20 protein-coding genes and 1 pseudogene are annotated in these 26342 nt (G+C 64.3%); 10 read left to right on the top strand and 11 right to left on the bottom strand.

What is annotated here, in order from left to right; genetic code table 11:
* Window positions 1-552: 552 nt before the first annotated feature.
* A pseudogene (locus OKW29_RS21910) lies at window positions 553-783 on the bottom strand (filamentous hemagglutinin); the annotation flags it as partial.
* Window positions 784-1231: 448 nt separating this feature from the next.
* Here OKW29_RS21910 and OKW29_RS21905 point away from each other — a divergent pair.
* Genes OKW29_RS21905 through OKW29_RS21895 form a run of 3 tightly spaced genes read left to right on the top strand, consistent with a single transcriptional unit; the run spans window position 1232 to window position 4120 of the window.
* Complete coding sequence (locus OKW29_RS21905; RefSeq protein WP_221307813.1) at window positions 1232-2053, top strand: ATP-binding cassette domain-containing protein; 822 nt, start codon at window positions 1232-1234, stop codon at window positions 2051-2053.
* Window positions 2046-3086: an ABC transporter permease gene (locus tag OKW29_RS21900; protein ID WP_311540101.1), complete on the top strand. Its 1041-nt coding sequence runs from the start codon at window positions 2046-2048 to the stop codon at window positions 3084-3086. The genes OKW29_RS21905 and OKW29_RS21900 overlap by 8 nt, the downstream gene beginning before the upstream one ends.
* A gap of 29 nt (window positions 3087-3115) precedes the next feature.
* Entirely contained in the window at window positions 3116-4120 is a 1005-nt protein-coding gene (locus OKW29_RS21895; RefSeq protein ID WP_429292600.1) for a substrate-binding domain-containing protein, read from the top strand.
* A 50-nt stretch (window positions 4121-4170) separates the two neighbouring features.
* Here the strand turns inward: OKW29_RS21895 and OKW29_RS21890 are convergent, their stop codons facing one another.
* Window positions 4171-5616 (bottom strand): DEAD/DEAH box helicase, encoded by a 1446-nt coding sequence (locus tag OKW29_RS21890; protein ID WP_429292599.1) that lies wholly within the window; start codon window positions 5614-5616, stop codon window positions 4171-4173.
* 92 nt (window positions 5617-5708) lie between these two features.
* Here OKW29_RS21890 and OKW29_RS21885 point away from each other — a divergent pair, with 92 nt between their 5' ends.
* From OKW29_RS21885 to OKW29_RS21875, 3 genes are all read left to right on the top strand, one after another.
* Window positions 5709-6317, top strand: a complete 609-nt coding sequence (locus OKW29_RS21885) for a TetR/AcrR family transcriptional regulator (protein WP_429292598.1) — start codon at window positions 5709-5711, stop codon at window positions 6315-6317.
* A gap of 109 nt (window positions 6318-6426) precedes the next feature.
* Complete coding sequence (locus OKW29_RS21880; RefSeq protein ID WP_429292597.1) at window positions 6427-7236, top strand: oxidoreductase; 810 nt, start codon at window positions 6427-6429, stop codon at window positions 7234-7236.
* A 95-nt stretch (window positions 7237-7331) separates the two neighbouring features.
* Window positions 7332-8333, top strand: a complete 1002-nt coding sequence (locus OKW29_RS21875) for an NADP-dependent oxidoreductase (RefSeq protein ID WP_429292596.1) — start codon at window positions 7332-7334, stop codon at window positions 8331-8333.
* Window positions 8334-8418: 85 nt separating this feature from the next.
* On the opposite strand, the gene OKW29_RS21870 is transcribed toward OKW29_RS21875, so the two are convergent.
* Together OKW29_RS21870 and OKW29_RS21865 are read right to left on the bottom strand one after the other, a co-directional pair.
* Window positions 8419-9825, bottom strand: a complete 1407-nt coding sequence (locus OKW29_RS21870; RefSeq protein ID WP_429292595.1) for an MFS transporter — start codon at window positions 9823-9825, stop codon at window positions 8419-8421.
* A 60-nt stretch (window positions 9826-9885) separates the two neighbouring features.
* The gene (locus OKW29_RS21865) at window positions 9886-11058 is read right to left on the bottom strand and encodes a M20 aminoacylase family protein (RefSeq protein ID WP_429292594.1); all 1173 of its coding nucleotides are present in this window, start codon (window positions 11056-11058) and stop codon (window positions 9886-9888) included.
* A 170-nt stretch (window positions 11059-11228) separates the two neighbouring features.
* Between OKW29_RS21865 and OKW29_RS21860 the strand changes: the two genes are divergently transcribed.
* Window positions 11229-12179 carry a LysR substrate-binding domain-containing protein gene (locus OKW29_RS21860; RefSeq protein ID WP_429292593.1) on the top strand — a complete coding sequence of 317 codons (951 nt, stop codon included), beginning with the start codon at window positions 11229-11231 and terminating at the stop codon, window positions 12177-12179.
* A 37-nt stretch (window positions 12180-12216) separates the two neighbouring features.
* Here the strand turns inward: OKW29_RS21860 and OKW29_RS21855 are convergent, their stop codons facing one another.
* Window positions 12217-13110 (bottom strand): LysR family transcriptional regulator ArgP, encoded by an 894-nt coding sequence (locus OKW29_RS21855; protein WP_429292592.1) that lies wholly within the window; start codon window positions 13108-13110, stop codon window positions 12217-12219.
* A 117-nt stretch (window positions 13111-13227) separates the two neighbouring features.
* Here OKW29_RS21855 and OKW29_RS21850 point away from each other — a divergent pair, with 117 nt between their 5' ends.
* From OKW29_RS21850 to OKW29_RS21840, 3 genes are all read left to right on the top strand, one after another.
* Entirely contained in the window at window positions 13228-13857 is a 630-nt protein-coding gene (locus OKW29_RS21850; RefSeq protein WP_429292591.1) for a LysE/ArgO family amino acid transporter, read from the top strand.
* A gap of 203 nt (window positions 13858-14060) precedes the next feature.
* Window positions 14061-14225 carry a hypothetical protein gene (locus OKW29_RS21845; protein ID WP_187629170.1) on the top strand — a complete coding sequence of 55 codons (165 nt, stop codon included), beginning with the start codon at window positions 14061-14063 and terminating at the stop codon, window positions 14223-14225.
* Between the two features lie 57 nt (window positions 14226-14282).
* Window positions 14283-14444, top strand: a complete 162-nt coding sequence (locus OKW29_RS21840) for a DUF1328 domain-containing protein (RefSeq protein ID WP_013089029.1) — start codon at window positions 14283-14285, stop codon at window positions 14442-14444.
* 149 nt (window positions 14445-14593) lie between these two features.
* On the opposite strand, the gene OKW29_RS21835 is transcribed toward OKW29_RS21840, so the two are convergent.
* From OKW29_RS21835 to OKW29_RS21810, 6 genes are all read right to left on the bottom strand, one after another.
* Complete coding sequence (locus OKW29_RS21835) at window positions 14594-15076, bottom strand: GNAT family N-acetyltransferase (RefSeq protein WP_429292590.1); 483 nt, start codon at window positions 15074-15076, stop codon at window positions 14594-14596.
* 53 nt (window positions 15077-15129) lie between these two features.
* Window positions 15130-15681, bottom strand: a complete 552-nt coding sequence (gene rfbC / locus OKW29_RS21830; RefSeq protein ID WP_429292589.1) for a dTDP-4-dehydrorhamnose 3,5-epimerase — start codon at window positions 15679-15681, stop codon at window positions 15130-15132.
* Window positions 15682-15797: 116 nt separating this feature from the next.
* On the bottom strand, window positions 15798-16790 hold the full coding sequence (locus OKW29_RS21825; protein WP_184032677.1) for a GlxA family transcriptional regulator: 993 nt from the start codon (window positions 16788-16790) through the stop codon (window positions 15798-15800).
* Between the two features lie 794 nt (window positions 16791-17584).
* Entirely contained in the window at window positions 17585-23533 is a 5949-nt protein-coding gene (uvrA, locus tag OKW29_RS21820; protein WP_429292588.1) for an excinuclease ABC subunit UvrA, read from the bottom strand.
* A gap of 221 nt (window positions 23534-23754) precedes the next feature.
* Window positions 23755-25269 carry an amino acid racemase gene (locus tag OKW29_RS21815; RefSeq protein ID WP_429292587.1) on the bottom strand — a complete coding sequence of 505 codons (1515 nt, stop codon included), beginning with the start codon at window positions 25267-25269 and terminating at the stop codon, window positions 23755-23757.
* Between the two features lie 137 nt (window positions 25270-25406).
* The gene (locus OKW29_RS21810; protein WP_184032672.1) at window positions 25407-26297 is read right to left on the bottom strand and encodes a LysR family transcriptional regulator; all 891 of its coding nucleotides are present in this window, start codon (window positions 26295-26297) and stop codon (window positions 25407-25409) included.
* Window positions 26298-26342 lie beyond the last annotated feature (45 nt).

Below are 26342 nucleotides of genomic sequence, written 5' to 3'. Positions count from 1 at the left end.
CGGATGTCCGGCGTCGACGACTGAGTTGAACTTCAACCGGTATGCGCAACGAAGCGCGTCATGCAGGTCAACGCCGTTTCTCCGCTAGCGATGACGGCCGTGCAATCCGGCTTTGTGTCGTTCGGTTGCGCCGCGCTCGCTCTGGGCGTCGCGAGATGGGCGCCTTTCGCTAGCGTTTGGCCCGGGGAAAGGGTATCTGTGCTTGCGGCAATCGGTGGTGGGTTGATCGTCCTTGCATCCGTGCTGGCATCGATTAAGGGTAAGGATCGGCGCGATCGGGGATGTCGTCCCGGAATTCGAAGAGCCGGAACGGGTAGCCATCTAACGTACGAGCGCCGAGAGAGTTGGGCCTTGATGGTTCGAAAGTGGCGTTGGGTGCAGAGGTTACGTTGATCTGTGGCTGACGCGATACGATCGATTGGACTGCCGAATGTCACCAGACGTAGCGATGCGCTCATCCCGCGTGCGATCATCAAGACCGATAGCTCGGATCGACCCACTGCGGTCTCAAGTCGTCTGCGCGATGGACAATTCCACCAACGTCGCGCCAGGCTAATGTTCCACTTGCCACCGCAGCACTGGATGCGTGGCGCCCGTCGGCATGACCCACACGCCGTTCGGCCCGAAGTCCCAGCCGACGAAGCTGGCCGGGTTGCTCATCTGGGCCGTGGTGAGCCCGTTGGATGCAGGTAGATTGCCGCCGCTCGACGCTTGCCCAGTACTCTGGACGTCCCAGTAAACGTCGCTGCCAAGACCACCGGAGCAGCCTGCGCAGATGCCGCCGATCACCAACCGGTTGCCGCTGGAGACGCTGTACCCCCCTTTTCCGCGTGGGGCGCGGAATGGCTGACGACGACCCGCAGAGCCGGCTTGAACCGCGTTAGTCGTAGCGTCTGAAGAATAGCCGCTGGAGTGGCGGATGCATGCCGATACCTCTGCTTTTTGCGCCTTTTTGATCGGGCGTTTGTGGCCGCTCGTCCCATGGGAACCCTTCTGACGCGCTTCTTCTATTCCATAGATTGTGCGTTGTTCAAGTGCCCAGGACTAATATTTTCCCGATGAAATATAAGCGGTCTCGTAAGCGATTCTTGAACTGGACTCTAAGGCTTGCTAAATTTCAGGGACATTTCCAATGTAAGTTGATGCGGCGATCGATAAGCAAAGGGGAAAGATCTATGGCTGTCGTCGTTCACAACATCGCTGTGGGTCATTCGAGCTGGAGCGTGGCGTGATGCCGAACCAGGCAGCGCCCGGTACGTGCGCCTATCAGCATATCGTGCGCGCCCAAGGTATCAGCCTGTCCTACGGCAAGATACGGGCGCTGTCCGGCATCGATCTGGCCATTGGGCGGAACGAGATCGTCGGCCTGATCGGTGATAACGGCGCGGGTAAGTCGACGCTCATCAAGGTACTGACTGGTGTCGTGCGGCCGAGCACGGGCAAGCTGTTCATCCGGGACGAGGAGGTCGACTGGAACCGCTTTTCGGTGCGCGAGGCGCACCGACTGCGCTTCGAGACGGTCTATCAGGAAAAATCGCTGGGCGAGAAGCAGCCGCTGTGGCGTAATTTTTTTGTCGGCCGGCAGATCACCAACCGGTTCGGCTTCATCAAAGTTGCCGAACAGCGGCGCATTGCCAACGATATTTTGAAGCGCCAGCTCGGTTTCCGCGGCGTGGGGATCGACGCGGATTCGCTGATTGCGAAACTCTCCGGTGGCGAGCGCCAGGGCATCGCGATCGGACGGGCGATGTATTTCGACAGCGATCTGATCATTCTCGATGAACCCACGGTTGCGCTTGCCATTAGCGAGGTACGTAAGGTTCTCGACTTCGTCCGGTCGATCAAGGAGTCCGGCCGCGCCTGCATCTACATCGAACATAACCTCGCCCATGTGCACGAGCTCGCCGATCGGCTCGTCGTGCTCGATCGTGGCCGGATCGTCGCGGATATGAAGTCGGGCGAGATGAGCCTCGAGGAACTCACCCGGTTCCTGATTTCGCTACAGCAGAGCGGGCACGGGCCGGCGCTGGCTGCGGGGCAAGGACGTGAGTGATCCGATAAAAGACGAACAGCCGGCGCGGCTGGTGCGTTTTCGCCTGCCGGATTTTGCACGCATCGAGGGAGTGCCGAGCCTGGTCGTGTTCGCGTTGGTGGTCGGCCTGTTCATGGCAACCGCACCGCGCGTCTTTTTAGGCTGGCCAATCTACTTCTCCTTCCTGACCACCGTGCCACCGCTGGCGGTGTTGGCGATCGGGCTCACTCTGGTGGTTGCGGCGGGGGAAATTGATCTGTCCTTCCCCTCCGTGATGGCATTCTCGGGCTTTCTGTTCGCCTGGTGCGTGAACACCACCGGATCAGCCTGGCTAGCCGTGATCGCGGCATTGGCGGGCGGCGCGCTGGTCGGCGTGGTGAACGGGGTGCTGGTCGCGGTGGTCGGTGTGCCTTCGATCATCGTGACAATCGGCACGCAGTTCCTCTGGGCTGGGGTTGCTTCGATCCTGTCCGGCGGGCTCTCGAATGCGCTACAGGAGCTCGCCAACGGTTCAGCCTATGCAGTATTCGCGGGCACGTTGTTCGGTGTGATCCCGATGCAAGCGCTCTGGGCGCTCGGGCTTGCAGTGTTCATGTGGTTCATCCTCAATCGTCACCGTTTTGGCGAGCACCTGCTGTTCATCGGAGACAACCGAAACGTGGCGAAGGTCGTGGGCATCAATGTCGTGCGTGAGACGGTGAAATTGTTCACGCTGATGGGTGTGCTGGCCGGTTTCGCCACGGTGCTGCTCACGCTCGAGAATCTGAACTATTTTTCAACCCAGGGGCAGGGCTATCTGCTGCCGGCGCTGGCCGGCGTGTTCATCGGCGGAACCTCGGTGTTTGGTGGCACGGCGACGATCGTGGGTACCTTCTTCGGCACTTTCGTGATAGGCATGCTGGAGGCCGGAATCGTTGCGACAGGTATCGCCGGCTTCTGGGTACAGGCGATCGAAGGGGTGGTGTTCATCGTCGCTGTGACGCTGCATCTGTTGGTAGAGAATCCCGCCAAGCTGCGCGTGTTGCGCGAAAGATTCAGGCTTGGAGGGCGATAAAGCCGTTAAATCAGGAGAAAGGAGCAGAAATGATCAAGATCATGACGGGATCCCTCCTGGGGGCGGGTATTCTCGCGTTTGGCCTCGCGCAGACGGCCGGTGCCACTGAGCCGACCACGACGGGGCCGCTCGGCGCCGGTATGACAATGTACATGCAGATGGGCGGAAACCCTGGCGACGGCGCGACGCTGCCACGTCAGACCGGGGCTGCGGACGCGGGGCATGCCTTAGGCATCAAGGTGATCGAGCAGTTCTCGGCCTGGAGCCCAGAGACAATGCTTGCGCAGTTTCGCCAGGCGATGGCGGCGCATCCGACGTGCATCGGCATCATGGGCCATCCGGGCGATCCAGCGTTCGCGCCACTGATCAAGCAGGCGGTAGACCAGGGCATCATCGTTACCGTCGGCAACACACCGCTACCCGAGAACCAGAAACTTTACGACGCGAAGGGCTTCGGCTACGCCGGCGTCGAACTCTACGTAGGCGGGCAGATCACCGCGCAGGCGATGCTCAACGCTGGGATCAAGAAGGGCGACGAGGCGCTGGAATACGGTGTGTTCAACGAGAGTGTGCGCAGTCAGTCTGACCGTGGCCTTGCCGAAACGCTGGAGAAGGCCGGCGTAAAGGTGACCAGGCTCAATATCTCACCTCAGGTGGATTCCGATTCATCGCTCGCCGTGCCGATCCTGGTCGCCTTTATCCAGGCGCACCCTAATCTGAAGGCGATTGGGACTCAGCACGGCGGTGTAACCGGGTTCATTCCGCAGGCGCTCCAGCAGGCTGGCAAGAAGCCGGGGCAAATCATCATTGGTGGCATCGATCTGGCACCGGCCACGATTTCGGGGCTGCAGAGCAAATACATTACCGCGACGCTCGACCAGCAACTTTATCTGCAAGGCTTCCTGCCGGTCACGCAATGCGTGCTCTCGGCTGCTTATCATTTCGCGGGACTGACCATCAACACCGGCGCAGGCGTCCAAACACCTGCGACGATCGACTCGCTCATTCCGTTGATCAAACGCGGAATCCGCTAAGGTCGGATGATGTGAGATGGAATGGCGTGTGTGTTGCCGTCACACACGGATCAGGGTTGGCGTTTGCCGCGACCACCAGCGGGTTTGCCAGCCGGCTTACGTGAACCCGCAGCTGGCTTGCTGGCCGGTTTGCTGCGTGGCTTTTGCACGCTGAATGGGCTACCGCTGGACAAGCTTGTGCCTTTACCCGCGGCCACAGCGCGTTGCGCTGCAGGCTTGCGTTTGTTTTCGCCACTTTGCGGGCGCGGTTTTTTGCTGAGCACCTGCATGGCGCCCGGCGCAGCTTGCGGCACTTTGGGCTTCTTGGGCTTTTTGGGTTTCTTGATGATCTGGCCCGTCGCGCTAGTTTGCGGCACGCGGTGTTCGGCTTCAAAACCCGGCTCTTCTTCACGCGGCAGCGTTTGCCGGATCAGCGCTTCAATCGCGGCCAGTTGCGGGGCTTCATCGGCGCACACAAGGGACACCGCCACGCCGCTGGCGCCCGCTCGGCCGGTACGGCCAATACGGTGCACATAGTCTTGCGCCACGATCGGCAGATCAACGTTGATCACCAGCGGCAGATCGTCGATATCCAGCCCGCGCGCAGCCACATCGGTAGCTACCAGCATATGTACTTCGCCCGTCTTGAAGCGCTCCAGCGCACGCAGGCGCGCGGGTTGCGGTTTGTCGCCGTGGATCGTGTCGACCGCATAGCCCGCTTCATCCAGCATGGCCGCCAGGTAATCCACGCCATTGCGGGTTTTGACGAACACCAGCGCGTGCTTCCAGTCGTTCTCAGCCACAAGGTGCATGAAAAGGTCGGGCTTGTTCTTTTTATCCACCGGCACCACCCACTGCTTGATCTTGCTGGCCGTGGCATTGGGCGGGCTGACGCTGATATTGACCGGGCCGCGCAGAATGCCCGCCGCCATGGCGCGGATCTCATCGGTAAACGTGGCAGAGAACAGCAGGGTCTGGCGCTGAGCGGGCAAGGCAGCAAAGACGGCGTTGAGCTCGCGCGCAAAGCCCAGATCCAGCATGCGGTCGGCTTCATCCAGCACCAGCGTTTGTACCTGATCAAACTGCACTGCGTTCTGGCGATGGAGATCTAGCAAACGGCCCGGCGTGGCGACGAGCACGTCCACGCCTTTGCGCAACTTCATCATCTGCGGGTTGATACTCACACCGCCGTAGGCGGCCAGAAATCGTAAGTCGAGGCCTTTGCCGTAAGCGATAAAGCTTTGCAGCACCTGTTCGGCCAGTTCACGCGTGGGCACCAGCACCAGAACACGCGCGCGGTTGCTGGACACCGCCGGGCCGTGTTGCACCAGCCGTTGCAACAGCGGCAGCGCAAAACCCGCCGTTTTGCCCGTGCCGGTCTGTGCCGCAGCCATGACGTCCTTGCCACTGAGCACAGCAGGAATCGCCTTGGCCTGCACCGGCGTAGGTGTCTGGTAATTGAGGTCCTGCACATTGCGCAGCAAGGGATCGATCAGGCCAAGCGAGGCAAAAGACATTGGTGTATTCCGGGCTAAAGCCGCAATTCTAGCGGTTACCGCCTGAACCGTCGGTCTCTGGGTGGCCCCTGCAAATCCCGCCGGAATGATATATGATGGTCATCATGAAAAATCCACCCATCACCCGGAAGCCAGCCAGCCGCAAGGAAATCACGCATGAGCGCATCGTCGAGGTCGCCGCACGCGCGATTCGGCGCAGCGGCTACGACGGCACGGGCGTGGCTGACATCATGAAGGAGGCAGGTCTGACGCATGGCGGCTTCTATGCCCATTTCCCGTCGCGCGAGGTGCTGCTTGCCGAAGCCGCTGACCGCGCCGGAGCTGAATCCGTGGCGCTGTCGGAGCGTATCGCCGCGTCCGTGCCGCCGGAACAGGCGTTGCCGGCGATGATGCGCGCCTATCTGTCGAAGGAGCATTGCGAGAGCATCGAGACAGGTTGCCCGATCTCTGCCCTCGGCTCGGAGATGCCGCGCCAGGCGCCGGCCGTACGGCGCGCGGCCACCCGCCGCATCAAGGAGATGATCGATGTCGTTGCGCGCCAATTGCCCGATTGGGGTCAGCCAGGCGCGCACGAACAGGCGCTTTTGATGGTCGCCACAATGGTTGGCACGATGGTGATGGCGCGTGCCGTCGACGACCCCAAACTATCGGAGAGTTTTCTTGAAGCGGCATTGAAAAAACTCGCACCGACTGATGCGTAAAAACGCCGGGCCCGTGCCGGTTTTCGTTGGACCGAAAATATGACTGCCATAATATTTGAGTGAAACGAATGCCCAACCAACCACGCAAAGACATCTTGGGAAGAACATCATGCAAACCAAAATAGCGCTCGTGACGGGCGCCTCGTCAGGAATCGGCGAAGCCACGGCAAAGCGGCTTGCGAAGGCCGGATACAAGGTCTACGGCACCAGTCGGCGCGGCCAACGAGCCGGCCAACAGTCGTTCGACATGCTGCCGCTCGATGTGACCAGCGATGCATCCGTTGCAGCCGCCGTCAGCGAAGTGCTGCGCCTGCAGGGCCGCATCGACCTGCTGGTGAACAATGCCGGTTTCGGCGTCGCCCCTGCCGCCGCGGAAGAGAGTTCGATCGACCAGGCACGCACGATCTTCGATACGAACTTCTTCGGGATCATCCGCATGACGCGTGCTGTCGTGCCTCATATGCGGCGTCAACGCAGCGGCCGCATCATCAACATCGGTTCCGTGCTCGGTTTTCTACCAATGCCCTATATGGCGCTGTATTCCGCCACCAAGCACGCGGTGGCAGGTTATTCGGAGTCGCTCGACCATGAGTTGCGTACGCTGGGCATCCGCGTATCGGTCATTGAACCTGCCTACATCAAGACGCCTTTCGACGCGAACTTCATCGCGCCCGACGCCCCTCTCGACGAATACCACGAGGTGCGCTCGGCCGTGGACAAGCGAGTGAAGGAAGTGGTCGAGGGCGCCGACGGTCCCGAGGTCGTAGCCGAAACCGTACTGCAGGCCGCCATCGCGGCTCGTCCGAAACTCCGCTATACCGCTGGCGGACTCGCCGCCCGTCTGCGATTGCTGCGCAGATTTGCGCCCGCTGGACTGGTGGACGCCGGTATCCGCAAAGATCTGCGGCTGGCAACGTAGACGACGTGACTGTCCCCTCCCTGTTCAAAGGCTCTGCATCCGTGCTATTGCCAGCGAAACAACCAGACTTAACGAGCAACTGACAAGGAACCATGATGCAAGCATTCGTCGTCGATCGATATGGACGCAAGAATGGCTTACGATCCGACGATATGCCGGTTCCAGAGCCGCGGGAGGACGACGTATTGATCCAGATCCACGCCGCGGGCGTGAACCCGCTCGATGCCAAAATCAGAGACGGAGAGTTCAAGCTCATTTTGCCCTATCGTTTGCCGCTGATTTTGGGCAACGATCTGGCAGGAGTTGTCGTGCGCGTCGGCTCGCGCGTGCGGCGATTCAAGCCCGGCGACGAGGTCTACGCGCGCCCGCACAAGGATCGCATCGGCACTTTCGCGGAATTCATCGCGGTCAAAGAGGATGGCGTGGCCCTCAAGCCGACAGCGCTCACGATGGAGGAAGCGGCTTCAATCCCGCTGGTGGGATTGACCGCCTGGCAGGCGCTGATCGAAAAAGGGCAATTGAAGAAAGGGCAGAAAGTGCTGATACATGCCGGCTCGGGCGGTGTCGGCAGCTTCGCCATTCAACTGGCGAAGCATGTGGGCGCGACCGTCGCGACAACAGCGAGCGCGCGGAATATCGAACTGGTGCAGCAACTCGGCGCGGATATCGTCATCGATTACAGGAAAGACGACTTTGCGACCATCCTGAAGGACTACGACCTGGTACTGGATACGCAAGGCGGCAATGCGCTCGAGAAGTCGCTGCGTGTGCTCAAGCCGGGTGGCAAACTCATCGGGATCGCCGGTCCGCCTGATGCCGAATTTGCGAAAGAGATCGGTACGTCGTGGTTCCTGAAAACGGTGATGCGCTTTCTGAGTTATCGCATCAGAAAGGCCGCGAAACGTCGTGACGTCAGCTATACATTTCTCTTTATGCGGGCCACCGGAGAACAGCTCAGCCGGATTGCCGCACTGATCGACGCGCGAGCGATACGACCCGTCATCGATCGGGTCTTTCCGTTTGAGTCGACCCAGGAGGCTTTGGCTTATGTCGAAACCGGACGTACCAAGGGTAAGGTTGTCATCAAGATCCGATAGTCAGCGTGAAGCAGGGCAAATGGCAAAAGAGGCGCGATCGAAAAGATCGCGCCTCTTTTTGCAGCGGTCCCCGATCGCCATCACGTCAATCGATCGCCCTACCCGCGGTCTCTCGCATGAACGGCAACGGCAGCAACGACACGACGCTGCAACCGATCAGATACCACGCCGGCGCGAGATTGCTGCCCGAAATCTGGATCAGCCAGGTCGCGAAAAACTGCGCGAAGCCGCCGAAGACCGACACGCCGAGGCAGTACACGATCGACATGCCGGTCGCGCGGATCGCGCGCGGAAACAGCTCGGGCAGCATCACGATATTGGGCACCGCGGTGAACGTGACGAGCAGCGCGAGGCCCGCGACCACCGCAAGCAGCACCGGCACCGTCGGTGACGCGTTGATCGTCATGAAGGCCGGGTAGACGGCGAGAATCAGCAGCACGCGCGATACCCACAGCACGCGCTTGCGGCCGACCCGATCCGACAGCGCGCCCGCGAACGGCGAGCAGATCACCGTGACCACCGCGCCGGCCCACGCGGCCCACAGCGCGGTCGCCATCGGCAGATGCAGGATGCGGATCGCGTACGTCGACAGGTAGAACAGTACGATGTAGTTCGCCGCGGTGCCGCCGATCGTCGTCAGCACGCCGGTCGTGATCGAGCGCGCGTGGTCGCGGAACAGGTCGCGCACAGGTAGCGACGGAACTTGCGCAGCGGGCTTCGCAACGGTATCCGAACCAGCCTGCGCAACAGCGCCGCCAGACGCTGCCGTGCCATCTTCAACACCCGGCAGCGTCTCGTCGAGATGCCGCCGGATATAGATGCCGACCGGCCCCATCGCCATGCCGATCACGAACGGCACGCGCCAGCCCCAGCTTTCGAGCGCGGCCGGCGACAGCGTCGCGGCCAGGGCAACGCCGAGCAGCGACCCCACCACCGTGTTCATTCCCTGGCTCACGAACTGCCAGCTGCCGTAGAAGCCGCGCGTGCGATCGCTGCCGTATTCGAGCAGCAGCGCCGTCGATGCGCCCACCTCGCCGCCCAGCGCGAAACCCTGGATCAGCCGCGCGAGAATCACGAGCAGCGGCGCCGCGACGCCGATCGCCGCATAGGTCGGCGCGAACGCGATGATCGCGGAACCGAGCGTCATCAGCCACAGCGTCAGGCTCATCGCGGCCTTGCGTCCGGCGCGGTCCGCGTAGCCGCCCAGCACGATGCCGCCCACCGGCCGCATGATGAAGCCGACGCCGAACGTGCCGACCGCGAGCATCAGCTGCACGAGCTGACCTTCGACCGGGAAAAACAGCTTGCCGATGATCGTCGCGAAGAAGCTGTAAATCGTGAAGTCGAAAAACTCGAGGCCGTTGCCGAGCGTGATCGCGGCGATCGCCTTCGCGTGGCCGACGCGCTTTTGAGGTTCATCGGCGAGGCGCTGTGCATCGAGCGCATCGAGCGCATTGGCGCTCGCGGACCGCGGTGTGGCTGAATAGTCCATCTGTGTCTCCGTCATTATCTTGTGGCTGCTACGGCAAGGCGCTCGCGCGCCGCCGCCGCGTCAAACGAGGAACGTCTGCGCGAGCTTGACCCAGTAGGCCGCGCCGGTCGCGAGGCAAGCGTCGTTGAAGTCGTAGCCCGGGTTGTGGACCATGCAGCCGCCCTCGCCGTCGCCATTGCCGATGATCAGATAGCTGCCCGCGCAGCGTTCGAGCAGGAACGCGAAGTCCTCGCTGCCGGTCAGCGGTTGCATGTCGTGAATCAGCCCGTCGACGCCCAGCCAGTCGAGCGCGACCTGGCGCGCGAGCGCGGTCATGGCCGCATCGTTGACGAGCACCGGGTAGCGGCGCTGATAGTCGACCTCGGCACGCGCGCCGAACACGGCCGCCTGCCCGGTCGCGACCTCGGTGATGCGCTGCTGCAGATGGTCACGCACCTCGGGCCGAAGCGCGCGCACCGACAGGCGCATCTCGGCGGTTTCGGGGATCACGTTCGGCGCTTCGCCCGCGTGAATCGCGCCGACCGTGATGATCGCCATATCGAGCGGCGCGATGTTGCGCGACACGATCGACTGCAGCGCGAGCACGATCTGCGCGCACACGACGACCGGATCGACCGCCTTGTGCGGCACCGCGCCATGACCGCCGCGGCCGATCACCTTGATGATCACCGTATCCGACGACGCCATGAACGACCCCGGCATGAAGCCCAGCTTGGCCGTAGGAAAGCCCGGCATGTTGTGCATCGCGAACACGGCGTCGCAGGGAAACTGTTCGAACAGGCCGTCGTCGAGCATTTTCCTGGCGCCGGCGAGCCCTTCCTCGGCCGGCTGGAAGATCAGATTCAGCGTGCCGTCGAAGCTCTTTTCGCGCGCCAGATGCCTGGCGGCGGCGAGCAGCATCGCCGTATGGCCGTCGTGACCGCATGCGTGCATCTTGCCGGGCAGCTTGCTCGCGTACGGCAGGCCAGTGGTTTCGTGGATCGGCAGCGCGTCCATGTCAGCGCGCAGGCCGAGCCGGCGGGTGCCGTGGCCGAGCTTCAGTTGCCCGACCACGCCGGTCTGCCCCAAGCCGCGATGGACGCTGTAGCCCCACTCCCGCAGGCGGTCGGCGACCAGATCGCCGGTTGCGAACTCCTCGTAGGCCAGCTCCGGATGCGCGTGGATGCTGCGTCGCAGCGCGATCATTTCCTGTTCGACTTCGGCGATGCCCGCCGGAATGACCATCGTGTTCATGCCATCTCCTGTCGATCGGACCTGGCGCTTCAGCGCTTGGTCCGATCCCATGCAACTGGTTGCGCCCCTGTCAGCGTGAACCCAGCATAGCGGCGCCGATATTCGGGCGGCAGGCGTAAAATCGTTGCGGGTGCCAACCCATGGTTGCCCCTTTCACGCCTCTCATTCGAATGAAACTGCATCAGCTCAATACCTTGGCGACGATCGCCGATACCGGAAGTATCCGGGCGGCCGCCCGCTCGCTGGGGCTTTCCCCGGCCGCCGTGACCAAGGCGATGCGCGAGCTCGAAGCCGATCTGCACGCGCCGCTCGTCGTGCGCAGCGCGAGCGGTGTCGCGTTCACCGAGTTCGGCCGTGCGCTCGTCGTGCATGCGCGGCTCGTGCTCGGCCAGTTGCAGCGCGCGCAAGCCGAGATCGAGGCGTTGCGCGGAGCCGCCGCCGGCAAGCTGTCGATCGGCGTCACGCCGTGGGTCGCGCTGACTTTTCTGCCGCCTGCCGTGCGGCGTTTTCGCGAGCGGATGCCGGAGGTGCAACTGGAATTTTTCGAAGGCCTGCTCGCGGTCGTGCAGCCACGTCTGCGCGACGGCAGCCTCGATTTTTCGATCGGTCGGCCGCCGCCCGCGTCGCCGCAGTCGGAGTTTCAGAACGCGCCGCTCTTTTCGACGCATGCGGCGGTGGTCGCGCGGCGCGACCATCCGAAGGCCGGTTGCCGCACGCTGCTCGACCTTCAAGACGCGGAATGGATACTGAACTGGGACCCGGCGAGCCGCGAGTCGATGTCGAACAATCTGTTCGTCAAGCGCGGCATGCCGGTGCCGCACACGATCGTGCTCGCGCATTCGCTCGCGATCGTGCTGGGCCTGCTCGCGCACACGGACATGGTCAGCATCTTTCCGTGGCCGCTCGTCGAGGTGATACGCGCGAAGGAAAACCTGTGGGCGCTGCCGCTGCGTGAAACGCTGGACGAAACCATCATCAGCATCACGTCGCGGCGTGGCGCGCCCACGAGCCCGGCGGCCGCCTGCTTTCTCGACTGCCTGCGCGAGACGATCGACGAAGGCGCGCGCTCGCAGGACCCGGAACAGCGCCGCCTGTTTCATTCGATCGAGCTGTTGCTATAGCAGCTGCCGCATTTCTGCATGCGGCACCGCCGCGTAGTCAATCGAGAAACTCGTCGGCCCGCTTTCTGAGCATCGCGCTGAAATCGTCGAGCCAGCCGATCGACAGACGCCAGCTCTGCCAGTACAGATCGACGTCGATATGCTTGCCCGGCGCGATCTCGACCAGTTCGCCGCGCTGCAGATGCCCGGCGATCATCCGCTCGGGACACATGCCCCAGCCGAGGCTCATCACGCACGCGCGCAAAAAACCGGCGACGTGCGGAATCCAGTGCAGCGGCGGATCGAGCTCCGCGCGCGTAATGCGCCGCATGAAGCGCTTTTGCAACTGATCCTTTGGATTGAAGTCGACGCACGGCGTGCGCCGCAGGCTGTCGCGCGTGACGCCGTCGGCGAAATAGCGCGCGAAAAACGCCGGCGAGCACACCGCCAGGTATCGCATGCGGCCGAGGCGCGTCGAGCGACAGCCCTGCACCGGTTCGGCCTGCGTCGTGATCGCGCCCTGCACGCTGCCATCGCGAATGCGCTGCGCGGTGTAGTCCTGGTCGTCGATCACGAGGTCGAGCAGCATCTCGCGTTCGACGCAGAACGGCGCGACCGCGTCGATGAACCAGGTGCCGACGCTGTCGTCGTTGACCGCGACGCGCAGTGCCGGCCACTGCTCGACGAGCGCGCCGGGCAATGCCGGCAGGCGGCCGTTCAGCTCCGCTTCGAGCAGTTGCACGCGTTCGGTATGGCGGCATAGCAGCGCGCCCGAGGTGGTCGCGACGCACGGCTGCCCGCGCTTCACGAGCACGCTGCCGACGCGCTCCTCGAGCAGCTTGACCCGCTGCGACACCGCGGACGGCGTGATATTGAGCTCGCTCGCGGCACGGTCGAACGAGCCGTGGCGGACCACGGCGGCCAGCGCGTCGAGCAAGGCGTAGTCGAGCATTAGCGTTCCTTAATCGGCATTAAGCAAATTAGCTTCTCTTATGAGATGCCAACCCGCAGACTAGCGCTGTTGGATTTTCCCGTCTATCCCCGCTGCTTTCCTTTTTCCGGACCATTTATGAACTGGTTGTCTTTTTCCCATGGCGCGGCGCTGTGCGCGTCGCTGATCGTCACGATCGGCGCGCAGAACGCGTTCGTGCTGCGGCAGGGCATCATGCGCTCGCATGTCGGCAAGATCGTGCTGTTGTGTACGTTGTCCGATTTCATTCTGATCGGCGCGGGCGTCGGCGGCGCCGCGGTGCTGATGGAGCGTTTCCCGCGCTTCGTGCACGCGATGCTCTATGTTGGGCTCGTGTATCTCGCCTGGTTCGGCATCAGCGCGCTGCGCCGCGCGGTGCGGCCCGGACACGCGGTGCTCGATGGCTCGGCCGGCGCGTCCCGCGATCAGGCGCCGCCTGCGCAACGCGCGCTGCCGATCATCCTGATGACGCTTGCGTTCACGTGGCTCAATCCGCACGTCTATCTGGACACGTTCCTGTTGATCGGTACGGCCGGCGCGCGTGAGCCGGAAGGCGCGCGGGTCGCCTTCGCGCTCGGCGCGATGACGGTCAGCGCGGTGTGGTTCGTTGCGCTCGGCTATGGCGCTCGCATGCTCGCGCCGCTGTTTCGCCGCGCAACCGCGTGGCGCGTGCTGGATGGCGCGATCGGCAGCATGGTGTTGCTGCTCGCGTTCACGCAATTGCGTTGAGCGTTCGACGCGGGCCTTATTTCAGCGCCGATTCTTGCGGCTCGCCTCGCGCGGCGAGCGCATCGGCTTCGTCGCGCGGCACGAGGTTCATCAGCCGCGCGAGCACCGGCCACTTCAGCAGCGACTGCTGGTAAGCCTCCTTCGCCTGGGCATCGAAATAGCGCCCCGTCTCGACCTCCGGCAGACGCAGCGCGAGGCCGCCGATGTCGTCGACGGGCCAGCCGCCGCGCGCGGCGGACCGCTGCGCTTGGCGGGCGGCGCTCGTCGGCTATCTGATCGTGAATCGCTGGAACGTCGGCGGCAATCAAGCGATGGCACATCTATTGCTGAATTCCGCTCGCCGGCATCTCACCCGTGAAGCCGCGTGACGTACGCAACGGGGCGCCGTTCAAACGTCATTTCAACAATCCACCGGTGGAGGCACCATGCTTCGATACGCTGTGATTTTCTTCATCATCGCCATCATCGCCGCAGTGTTCGGCTTTGGAGGCATTGCCGCGGGCGCAACCGAAATCGCCAAGGTGTTGTTCTTCATCTTCCTGGTGATCTTCCTCGTCACCCTGCTGATGGGCGTGATCCGACGCTGACGGCTGCATACAGCGTTCGGTGAATTCACGCCTCGCCCGATGCGAACCGGCCACGCTGCGTGGGTACGGCGTTGAGGACTGCGCGGCCGCTGTCGCCGTTGCAATACTTGCCGCAACATATTGCAATAGTTGCCGAAGCATCGGGCGCTTCAACCTGCTTTCCTTCCGCTTCTTCTCTCCGTATGCCGAAGGCGTATGCGGCATCGCTTCAGGCCGCATCCGTCTGCGGCGTCATGGAACGCGATCTGCTGCGTGGCCGGGTGCGGCGTATCGAGTGCGAGTTGCACATAGCCACGCCTCGCGGCCCAATGTTCGGCGAACGCGATCAGTAACGTGCCGATGCCGCGCCCCTGCCATGCGGGATCGACCGCGAACTGACGCAGGCTCGCGACATCGCCGTGCCGGTATAGCTCGCACGATGCTTCGCCATCCGAAGCATAAAGCGTCATCGTGCCGACGATGTGTCCTTCATACACCGCGACATGGCAATCGCCACACAGCACACGGCCGCGGGTCGTCTCGATGGTTTGATCCACGCACGTGCAATTGAGCCCCTGCGCGCCGAGCGGCGCAAACGCGCGACCCACATAGCGGACCGGAACGGATTGCGGATGGCTTGCGCGACGCTTCACGTTGAGCACCTCGTACTGACTGGATGCCCGACGTGTAGGGTTGGCCCCGTCGTTCACGAGATGTTTTCGGCCTCGTACAGACGACGGCCCGCCGCATCCTTGCTGCCGAGGATGGGCTGAAAGTCGATCGGCCACTCGATGCCAATGTCGGGATCGGACCACAGCAGGCAGCGCTCGAGTTCGGGGAACCAGTACTCGGTGGTCTTCCACATGCATTCGGCGACATCGGACAGCACGACGAAGCCGTGCGCGAAACCGGGCGGCACCCAGATCTGCCGATGGTTGGCTTCGCTCAGATACTCGCCGCTCCATTTGCCGAAGTGCGGTGAGTTCAGGCGCACGTCGACCGAGACGTCGAAGATCTCGCCGCGCACGACGCGCAGCAGCCGCCCCTGGGGACGCTGCACCTGGTAGTGCAAGCCGCGCAGCACGCCATGCACGGCGCGCAGATGGCGGTCCTGCACGAAGTTGAAACCTTGCGCGACGTCGTCCGAAAACTCGTCCGCGCTGAAACTCTCGAAGCAGAAGCCGAACTCGTCGATGAACACTTCCGGCTCGATGAGTTTCACCTCCGGCAATGCCGTCGCCATGACCCTGTTGCCCATCGCCACTGTGCTCGTAAAAAGGCTGACCAGCGAACATACGGCCGCTCTCGCGACCGCGTCCGACAGACGAGGCGCGCCCGCAACGCGGGCGCCCTATCGCATGCTAAAGATACATGCTACGCCTCAGTGGCCGCCCGGCTGCGAGCGCGATACTCGGTTGGCGACAAAGCCATACGCTTGCGGAAAATTTTCGCGAGACGATCGCCGTTGCCGGTGCCGCTGCGACGCGCGATCTTGTCGACCGGCAATTCGGTCTCGGTCAGGAAGTTGCACGCGATACGCAGCCGCACCTGCAGCAGGTAGTCCGACGGTGTGATCTGCATCTCGTGCTTGAAACGGCGCAGGAAATTGCGCTCGCTCATTGCGGCGACCTGCGCGGCATCGGCGACCGATACCGGACGGTCGCAGTTGGCCTCCATCCAGCGCGCGGCCGCGCGAATCTTTTCGGCGACGCTCAGCGTGCCGCCCTCGGCCGGCAGCGGCACCCACGTCGCAGCCATGCCGGGCATCACGCGATCGGCGACGCTGCGCGCAAGCTCGGCGCCCAGGTCGCGCTTGATGAACATCAGCGCGCTGCGGGCGCAGTCGTGACGGTCGTTGGCCGCGCTGAACGCGCCTTCGCTGGCGCTCGCGCCCGGATAGCGGCTCATCAGGCCGTCATGCTCGGTCGGGCCGGCCGCTTCGAGCACGAGGCGCCCCTCGCCGATCGTTTCGATCGCGCGCGTGCGCGATTGCACGGCGCGCAGCCAGTTCAGCAGGCGTTCGTCGCGCGCGGCCACGTGGGCGCCGTAGCCGCCAGCGATGAACAGCGCGTCGAAACCGCCGCCAAAGCGCGTGTCGATGCGGTCAGTCCAGATGCGCGCCGACGACGAACTGGCGACATTGCCGCCGTCCATCGACAGGAACTGCACTTCGTAGGGCGGATCTTCGCCCGCTCGCGTGCCCGCGAACTCATTGGCGGTCTGGAACATTTCCACGACGGTACCGGGGCCGAGCAGCCAGAAGCCGTCGAACAGCAAAATGCCGATTCGCCGCGCTGCAGTACGGACGTTCAAAGCGGGCGTGTGTAGCCACGTAATTCTCGTTGTATCAAGGTGCATGTGCGGCATGATCTTCCCCAAACGGTCATACGTTGCGGACCCCGATTTGCCCCGCCATCAGACGGAACGAGAGAATGCGTTATTACGGCGAAAAAGCAGACTCACGCCGCATAAAGGATTAAGCGTGATGTTAGCGGAATGGATCGCTATAGTAAATTTGAAAAACAAATCTCATCACGACAGCCCATGTCTGAGGAAAAGCGGTTATTGAGCAATTGATATGAGCGCGCGACAGGCCGGGCAACTATGCAAGCCGCGCGAAGAGCTTGAGGAGATCTTACCGCAAAGCCTTGATGGACGGCACTCTCGCGCATTCGGACAAAGTTGCCGATAATGCGAAGCCCGGCCATTGCGCGTTACCGAGTACGTTTCTTGCGCGGTTCAAAAATGTTTCAATTGTGAACTGCTTATCGCCCCATTATGTCCGGGCAATTCGGTAGTTTATTCGCAAAGCGTAAATTTATTGCCCGCGGCATTAGGCATTTCCGTGGCATTCGCTCCGCACCACAAATTAATATCCAAATGCTGATTTATCGGGGGTTCTAAAAATGTTTCTATTTTGAAACATCGCTGGTCTCTTTCGTATGATTTAAACGCGCGCATGCGCCGCATTGATCGAACCTCGGATGATTGGATGCAGCGCAGCAATCATGTGTGGCGGACACGCGACGAGGCGCCGGCCGTTGCAACCTGCGAAGTTGCAACGGCATACCTGATGCTCGCGTCTGGGAATGCCAGGAAACAGTCGGCTGGGGAACGGCATCGCGGCGCGCAACGGCCGCGCCACCGCTCGTCAGCGTGCCTCAGCCATTCGTCCCTTCGCCGGCCAGCGTCGACGTAGCGGCCGTGCGCGCGAGCACCGGCCGCAGAGCCGCGCCCGTGTGACTCGCGGCCACGCGCGACAGGCTTTCCGGATCCGTTGCTGCAACGATCGTACCGCCGCCCACGCCGCCCTCCGGACCGAGGTCGATGATCCAGTCCGCCTCGGCGATCACGTCGAGATCGTGCTCGATGACGACGACGCTATGGCCGCCATCCACGAGCCGGTGCAGCACGCGAATCAGCTTCGCGACGTCCGCCATGTGCAGGCCGACCGTTGGCTCGTCGAGCACGTACAGCGTGTGCGGCGGCTTCTGGCCACGCCGCGTGATGTCGTCGCGCACCTTGCTCAGCTCGGTGACGAGCTTGATGCGCTGCGCCTCGCCGCCCGACAGCGTCGGCGACGGCTGGCCGAGCGTCAGATAGCCGAGCCCGACGTCTTTCATCAGTTGCAGCGGATGCCCGATGTTCGTAATCGACGCGAAGAACTCGACCGCTTCGTCGATTTCCATGGTCAGCACGTCGCCGATGTTCTTGCCGCGCCACGTGACCGCGAGTGTCTCCGGATTGAAGCGCTGGCCGTGGCAGACGTCGCACGGCACCTTCACGTCGGGCAGGAAGCTCATGCCGATCGTGCGCACGCCCTGGCCCTCGCATGCGGGGCAGCGGCCCTCGCCCGTGTTGAACGAGAAACGCGACGCGGTATAGCCGCGCGCGCGCGCCTCCAGCGTGCCCGCGAACAGCTTGCGGATCGCATCCCACACGCCGATGTAGGTGGCGGGACACGAACGCGGCGTCTTGCCGATCGGCGTCTGATCGACTTCCAGCACGCGGTCGATGCTTTCCCAGCCGGTGACCGAATCGCAGCCCTGCCATATGTGCGTGACGTTCAGCGGCGCACGCGGCGCCGAGCGCGCGAGCACGCTCGAACGCCGGTTCGCGGCCGGCTTCTCCTCGGCGGCCACACGCGCGCGGCGCGTGGCCGGCGACGACAGCACCGAGCGCCCGACCGCATCGAGCAGATTGGTCATCAGCACGTCGCGCGCGAGCGTCGACTTGCCGGAGCCGCTGACGCCCGTCACCGCGACGAGCCGCGCGAGCGGAATGCCGACCGTCACGTCGCGCAGGTTATGCAGCTTGCCGCCATGCACGGTCAGCCAGTTCTCCGGCACCGCGGCCGCACGCTTGCCCGGCGCGACGACCTCGCGGCGCGGCTGCAGCGGATGCACGATCGGCTGCGCGAGGAAACGCCCGGTCAGCGAATCGGGCTGTGCGGACAGGTCCGCGACGCTGCCCTGCGCGATCAGCGTGCCGCCGCGCTTGCCCGCGCCCGGCCCGATATCGATGATGTGATCCGCGCGCCGGATCGTATCTTCGTCATGCTCGACGACGACGAGCGTATTGCCCTTGTCGCCAAGTTTGCGCAGCGCGTTCAGCAAAATCTGGTTGTCGCGCGGATGCAGACCGATGGTCGGCTCGTCGAGCACGTAACACACGCCCTGCAGATTGCTGCCGAGCTGCGCGGCGAGCCGGATGCGCTGCGCTTCGCCGCCCGACAAACTCGGCGCCGCGCGATCGAGGCTCAGATAGCCAAGCCCGACTTCTTCGAGGAACTGCAGCCGGCTGCCGATTTCGCTGACCACGTCGCGCGCGATTTCGGCGTCGCGGCCCGTCATCCGCAGCGTATCGATCCACGCGCGCGTGTCGGACACGGTCCATTGCGCGACGTCGACGATCGCCTGCGAGTCGAACGTGACCGCGCGCGCGACCGGATTCAGACGCGTGCCCGCGCAATCCGGACACGGCTCGTCGACGAGTCCTTCCGGTTCCTGCTCCTCTGAGGGCAGGCTCTGCTCGCGACCGCGATTGTCGTCGACGACGATCGTGTCGTCGTACGCGGCCCGCTGCTCGCGCGTCAGCGACAGCCCCGTGCCGACGCAGCTCGTGCACCAGCCATGCTTGCTGTTGTACGAGAACATGCGCGGATCGAGCTCGGGGTAGCTCGTGCCGCACACCGGACACGCGCGCTTCGTCGACAGCACCTTCACGTCGCCGAGCTTCGCGGTGGACTCGCCGCCGTTGAGCGCGTCGTGCAGACCGTCGAGCGGCGCGAGCAGATGCATGATGCCTTTACCGATGTCGAGCGTCTGATCGAGCGCTTCACGTAGCTCCGCTTCATGATCGGCCGAGATGACGAGGTCAGCGACCGGCAGCTCGATCGTGTGCTCGCGGAAACGATCGAGCTTCGGCCACGGATCGACCGGCACGAACTCGCCGTCCACACGCAGATGCGTATTGCCGCGCGCTTTTGCCCATTTTGCGAGGTCCGTATAGACGCCCTTGCGGTTCACGACGAGCGGCGCGAGGAAGCCGACATGCTGGCCCTTGTGATCGCGCAGCAACTGCGCCGCGATTGATTCGGCGCTTTGCGCCGTGACCGGCGTGCCGTCGTGAATGCAGTGCTGCAAGCCGAGCTTCACGTACAGCAGACGCAGGAAGTGCCACACCTCCGAGGTCGTGGCGACGGTACTCTTGCGACCGCCGCGCGAGAGCCGCTGCTCGATCGCGACGGTCGGTGGAATGCCATACACCGCGTCGACTTCGGGCCGTCCGGCTGGCTGCACGATCGAGCGGGCATACGCGTTCAGCGATTCGAGGTAGCGCCGCTGGCCTTCGTGGAACAGGATGTCGAACGCGAGCGTCGATTTGCCCGAGCCCGACACGCCGGTGATTACGTTGAACTTGCCGTGCGGAATGTCGACGTCGAGCGCCTTCAGGTTGTGCTCGCGCGCGTTGACGATGCGCACCACGTCCTCGCCTTCGATCGCGCGACGTGCGCGGGCCGCGCTCAGGGCCTTCTGCAGCGGGATGCCCTGGGGCTCCGCCGCGGTTGCGGTGTCCATCGCGCGGTCATATTGCAGCAACGCCTCGCCGGTATGCGATTCGGCGCACGCTTTCACTTCGTCCGGCGTGCCCGCGCACAACACGCGGCCACCGCCGTCGCCGCCTTCGGGACCGAGGTCGATGATCCAGTCGGCCGCGCGGATCACGTCGAGATTGTGCTCGATCACGATCAGCGAATGACCGCTCGCGAGCAGCTTGCCGAACGCCTGCATCAGCTTCGCGATGTCGTCGAAATGCAGACCCGTGGTCGGTTCGTCGAACATGAACAGACGCTTCGCGATCACCTGCTTCGCGCCGCGTGCGCCGCGCGCCTGTGCCGACTCCGCGAGAAAGCCGGCGAGCTTGAGCCGCTGCGCCTCGCCGCCCGACAGCGTCGGCACGGGCTGGCCGAGCTTCACGTATTCGAGACCGACGTCGACGATCGGCTGCAGCACGCGCAATACTTCGGCGTCCTGCGCGAAGTACGCGGCAGCCTCGCTGACGGTCAGTTCGAGCACGTCGGCAATGCTCAACCCGCGCGCCGGCTGGTCGCGCTCGATCTTCACCTCCAGAATTTCCGCGCGATAACGGCGCCCGTCGCAATCGGGGCAGCGCAGGTACACGTCGGAGAGGAACTGCATTTCGATGTGCTCGAAGCCCGAGCCGCCACAGGTCGGGCAGCGGCCGTCGCCCGAATTGAAGCTGAACATGCCGGGGCCGTAGCCGCGCTGTTGCGCGAGCGGTGCCTTCGCGAACAGCTTGCGGATTTCGTCGAACGCGCCGACGTAGCTGGCCGGATTCGAGCGTGCGGTCTTGCCGATCGGCGACTGGTCGACGAACACGACGTCGGTGACCTGGTCCGCGCCGTTCAGCGCCTTGAACGCGCCCGGCGCTTCGGTGGCGAGCCCGAAGTGGCGCGCCATCGCCGGATACAGCACGTCCTGCAGCAGCGTCGATTTGCCGGAACCCGACACGCCGGTCACGCAGACGAGCCGCTGCAATGGAATTTCGACCGTGACGTCGCGCAGATTGTGCTCGCTCGCACCTTCGAGCACGATGCGCGGCGTGCTCGCGTCGACCGCGCGACGCGACCAGTGCGCGGCATCCGCGACATGGCGCCGGCCGCCGAGGTACTCGCCGGTCAGCGTGCCGGTCGAGCGAATCGCCTCGGGCGCGCCGTCGAAAATGATCGAGCCGCCGCGCTCGCCCGGCCCCGGACCCATGTCGATGAGCCGATCCGCCGCGAGCATCACCGACGGATCATGCTCGACCACGACCAGCGTATTGCCCGCGTCGCGCAGCCGGTGCATCGCTTCGACGATGCGGTTCAGGTCGCGCGGGTGCAGGCCGATGCTCGGCTCGTCGAGCACGAACAGCGTCTTGGTCAGCGACGTGCCGAGCGCGGTGGTCAGGTTGATACGCTGCACCTCGCCGCCCGACAGCGTGCGGCTTTGCCTGTCGAGCGTCAGATAGCCGAGACCGACGTCGCATAGATACTTGAGGCGCGTGCGCACTTCGGCGAGCAGCAGCTTCAGCGCGTCGTCGAGCAACGCGCTCGGCAGCGTGATGTCGTCGAAGAAGCGGCGGATGCGCTCGATCGGCATCAGCATGAGATCGTGCACGGTCAGGCCCGGCAACGCTTCGAGCTGCGCGCGCGACCACTTCACGCCGCGCGGCATGAAGCGCTGCGCGGGCGCGAGCACGTCGTTCGCATTGGCCTTGCTGCCGAGGCGCCACAGCAGCGATTCGGTTTTCAGACGCGCGCCGCCGCAGGTTTCGCACGGCGTGTAGCTGCGGTATTTCGACAGCAGCACGCGGATATGCATCTTGTACGCCTTCGATTCGAGATAGTCGAAGAAGCGTTTGACGCCGTACCAATGCGTCTGCCACTTGCCGTTCCAGTCCGGCGAGCCGTTGATGACCCAGTTGCGTTCGCGCTCGCTGAGCTCGCCCCACGGCGTGTCGCGGCGGATGTCGGCTTTCGCCGCGTAGCGCATCAGGTCGTCCTGGCACTCCTTCCACGCGGGCGTCTGCATCGGCTTGACCGCACCTTCGCGCAGCGTCTTGCGCGCGTCGGGGATCACGAGACCGAGGTCGACGCCGATCACGCGGCCAAAACCGCGGCAGACATCACAGGCGCCATAGGCCGAGTTGAACGAGAACAGCGCGGGCTGCGGGTCGGCATAGCGCAGATCGCTTTCGGGGCTGTGCAAGCCGGTGGAGAAACGCCAGATGCGCGGCTCGGCGGCTTCGGCCTGCGGCTCGTCCGAGGTAGCCGGCAGCACGTAAATATTGACGCGCCCGCCGCCGCGCTTCAGCGATGCCTCGATCGCCTCGATCGCGCGTGCTTTATCCACCGAGCGCAGCCGGAAGCGGTCGGCGACGACGTCGAGCAACTTGCGCTTGCCGGTCGGCGAATCGACTTCGCGCTGCGCCTGCACGCGCGTATAGCCGCTCGCCGACAACCACTGCTCGACCTCCTGCGCGGACGCCGACTCCGGCAGCTCGACCGGGAACGTGACGACGAGCCGCGGCTCCTCCTGCGCGGTGCGCTCGAGCAGTTCCGCGTAGATCGTCTCCGGCGTGTCGTGCCGCACCAGATACGCGCTCTGGCGGTCGAACAGCTCGGCCGCGCGCGCGTACAGCAGCTTCAGGTGATCGTTGAGCTCGGTCATCGTGCCGACCGTGGAGCGCGAGCTGCGCACCGGGTTGGTCTGGTCGATCGCGATGGCGGGCGGCACGCCGTCGACGCGGTCGACCTGCGGCCGATCCATCCGGTCGAGGAACTGGCGCGCGTACGCGCTGAAGGTTTCGACGTAGCGGCGCTGGCCTTCCGCATACAGCGTGTCGAACACGAGGCTCGACTTGCCCGAGCCCGACGGCCCCGTGACGACCGTCATTTCGCCGGTGCGGACGTCGAGGTCGACATTTTTCAGGTTGTGCTGGCGGGCGCCGCGAATGCGGATCGTGCCCTGGATCTTGTTGCCGCTCGGGTTGCCGCCTTGGGGAGTGTCAGCGAGGGTGTCAAGGGTTGCGTCGTTGGAGGACAATTTTTCCGACCGTCTGAAGGAGTGGGTCACCTCTCACGGCCGGCTCTCGCGACCGCGCAAGTTCGGTGCAGCCGGGTCGGCGCGAGGAGCGCCCGGAAGCCTGGCTGTAGGGGGATACTATACTGTATGTTTATACAGTTTTCCATGGCGGGCGCAGACGCGCCTTGACCTCTGGATCGGCGGCGAGGCGCAAACGGCTGCGCCGCGGGCACGCCACCCGACTAGCCGAGCGCGCTTTCAACCCGCGAGCACCCGGCCGCATCCGGCGTCGCGCAACCCGCCGGTGTGCCACGTGCGACACCGTCGCCAAGCGCATACGCAACGCAGCGCCTCGCCAGCACGTCGGTCGGATCGACCAGCCGCACCACGCGCCCGCCCGGACACGCGAGCACCGGTTCGCGCAACAGCAACGGCAACTCCGTGCACGCGAGCACGATCACCTGCACGCCCTGCGCGACCAGATCGTCGACGGCCGCCGCGAGGTCGTCGCAACAGTCGCCCGACGTATGCCCCGCCTTCACGCCGCGCGGGCCGTAGATCGCGTTCATCAGACGCGCTTGCGCAGTGGCGGACGGCGCGATCTGCACCAGGCCGCGCGCGTCGAGCGCCTGTTCGTAGACGCGGCTCGCGAGCGTGCCCGAGGTGGCCAGCACGCCCACTTCGCGCAGACCCGGAACGCTCTCGCGCAGATAATCGGCGGTACAGGTCAGCATATTGACGATCGGCACGCGCAGCGCCGGCTGGAGCCGCTCGACGAACGCATGCGCGGTATTGCACGGAATCGCGATCAGATCCGCGCCGCCGTCCTCGAGCGTCTTGCAGGCCGCGTACAGCGCGAGGGTGGGATCGTCGCCGCGCTCGAGCAGCGCCGCGGTGCGGTCGGGGATCTGCGGATTCTGCTCGACCATGATCCGGATATGGTCCTGGTCGCGCGCGGCCGGCGTGTTGCGCACGACCTTGGCCATGAAATCGACGGTCGCGGCCGGCCCGATGCCGCCGACCACGCCGAGGCGGAACGCCCGCTCCGGCTGCGTGTACTGCGCCGCCGCGACATAGCGCGCATACACCTGGTTCGTATCGACGAGCGGCACCTCGATGCGCCCGAGCGCGCGCAGCACGAGGCCGATCTCCGCGAGCCCCGGCACGATCAAGTCGACGCCCTGCGCAACCAGATCCGCGCACGCCGCGCGCAGCAGCTCGACGGGCCGCCCGTGCAGGCGCCCATCGCGGATGCCCCCGACACCAAGGACGGCGCTCGTCACGCCGTCGAAACCGGTGTCGTTGCGCGGATAGCACACGTCGAACTGCCCGGCTTCGAAGTAGCGCTCGAACAGGCCGTTCGCGCGAATCGCCGCCGACGTCAGCACGCCGATTCGGCGCGCCGACGGATAGGTGCGCCACACGTGCGCGGACAGCGCGGTCATGATGTTGGCGACCGGCACGCTGACGTTGGCCGCGAGTTCGTCGATGAAGGTGTGGCTCAGAAAGCATGGCAGCACGATCGCGTCGACGCCGCGTTTTTCGAACGCGCGCATCGTGTCGAACACGTGGATCTTGAACTGCGGGTCCGTCGCCTCGGGCGCGGCGGGCCCCTGCCACGCGCGCGGTTCGAAAATCAGATCGAAGGGGCGCGCGGCGCCTGGCCGGCGCGACGCCGTGCTCATCCGGCTGAGGATGTCGGCACTGGCGAACTGCGCCGCGCCCGTCGCCACACCCAGCGAACGAAAACGATTCATGATCAGATCCCCCGGTCGTTCTGTGCGTCCACCCTCGATCACGGGCGGCTTTCTGCGCTCTTGAGAATGACATTATGCGAGGCGCACATGTCCAGGCGTTAACCACGAAAACGCATTCCTTTGCGTTTTTCGCTCCCTCAGCTCACCGGCTCGAAAATCTCCCGCAGCCACTGCGCGAACACCCGCACGCGCGACGACAACTGCCGGTTCTGCGGATATAGCACCGACACCGGCATCGGTGGCGGCGGATAGTCCGCCAGAATGACCCGCAGCCGCCCCGCCGCCAACTCGCCATCCACGCGGTAACGCGGCACCTGCACGATGCCGAGCCCGGCGAGGGCCGCGCCCGTGTACAGTTCGGCGCCGCTGACCGACACCGCCGACGGCAGCACGAGCGCGGTATCCCGCCCGTCGACGCGGAATTCGAGCGGCACCGGCTTGCCGGTCGCGCTCGACACGTAGTTGACCGCGCGATGCGTCGACAGCGCGTCAGGATCGGCCGGCTCGCCATACGCGGCCAGATACGCGGGACTCGCGACCGTCACCTGCTGCAGTTGCGCGACGCGCCGCCCGACCATCGACGAATCCTGCAGGACGCCCGCGCGCAGCACGCAATCGATGCCCTCGCGCACGAGGTCAACGAGCCGGTCGTCCTCGCCGATCATCAGCTCGATGTCGGGAAAGCGCGCGAGAAACGCGGGCAGCGCCGGCACCACGAAGTGCCGCGCGAGCGTGCCCTGCACGTTCACGCGCAACAGCCCCTTTGGCGCGAGATTGGAAAACGCCCCCTCGGCCTCCTCCATGTCGGCGATCAGGCGCACGCAGCGCTGGTAGTGCGCTTCACCGTCGGGCGTGAGCCGCACCGTGCGGGTCGTGCGTTCGAGCAACCGCGCGCCGAGCCGCTGCTCGAGGCGCTTCATCAGGTTGGTGACGGTCGCGCGCGGAATTTGCAGGTCGTCGGCGGCGCGCGTGAAGCTCTGGCGCTCGGCGATCCGCACGAATACGCGCATTTCCTCGAAACGGTCCATATCGGCGAATTATTAAAGCAAATGGAATGATGATGGCGAGTCTAA

Source organism: Paraburkholderia sp. CI3, from assembly GCF_050436505.1.
In the GTDB taxonomy this organism is placed as follows: Bacteria; Pseudomonadota; Gammaproteobacteria; order Burkholderiales; family Burkholderiaceae; genus Paraburkholderia; species Paraburkholderia tuberum.
Note: the sequence above shows the minus strand (reverse complement) of the source record. Positions and strands in the feature narration are given on the sequence as shown.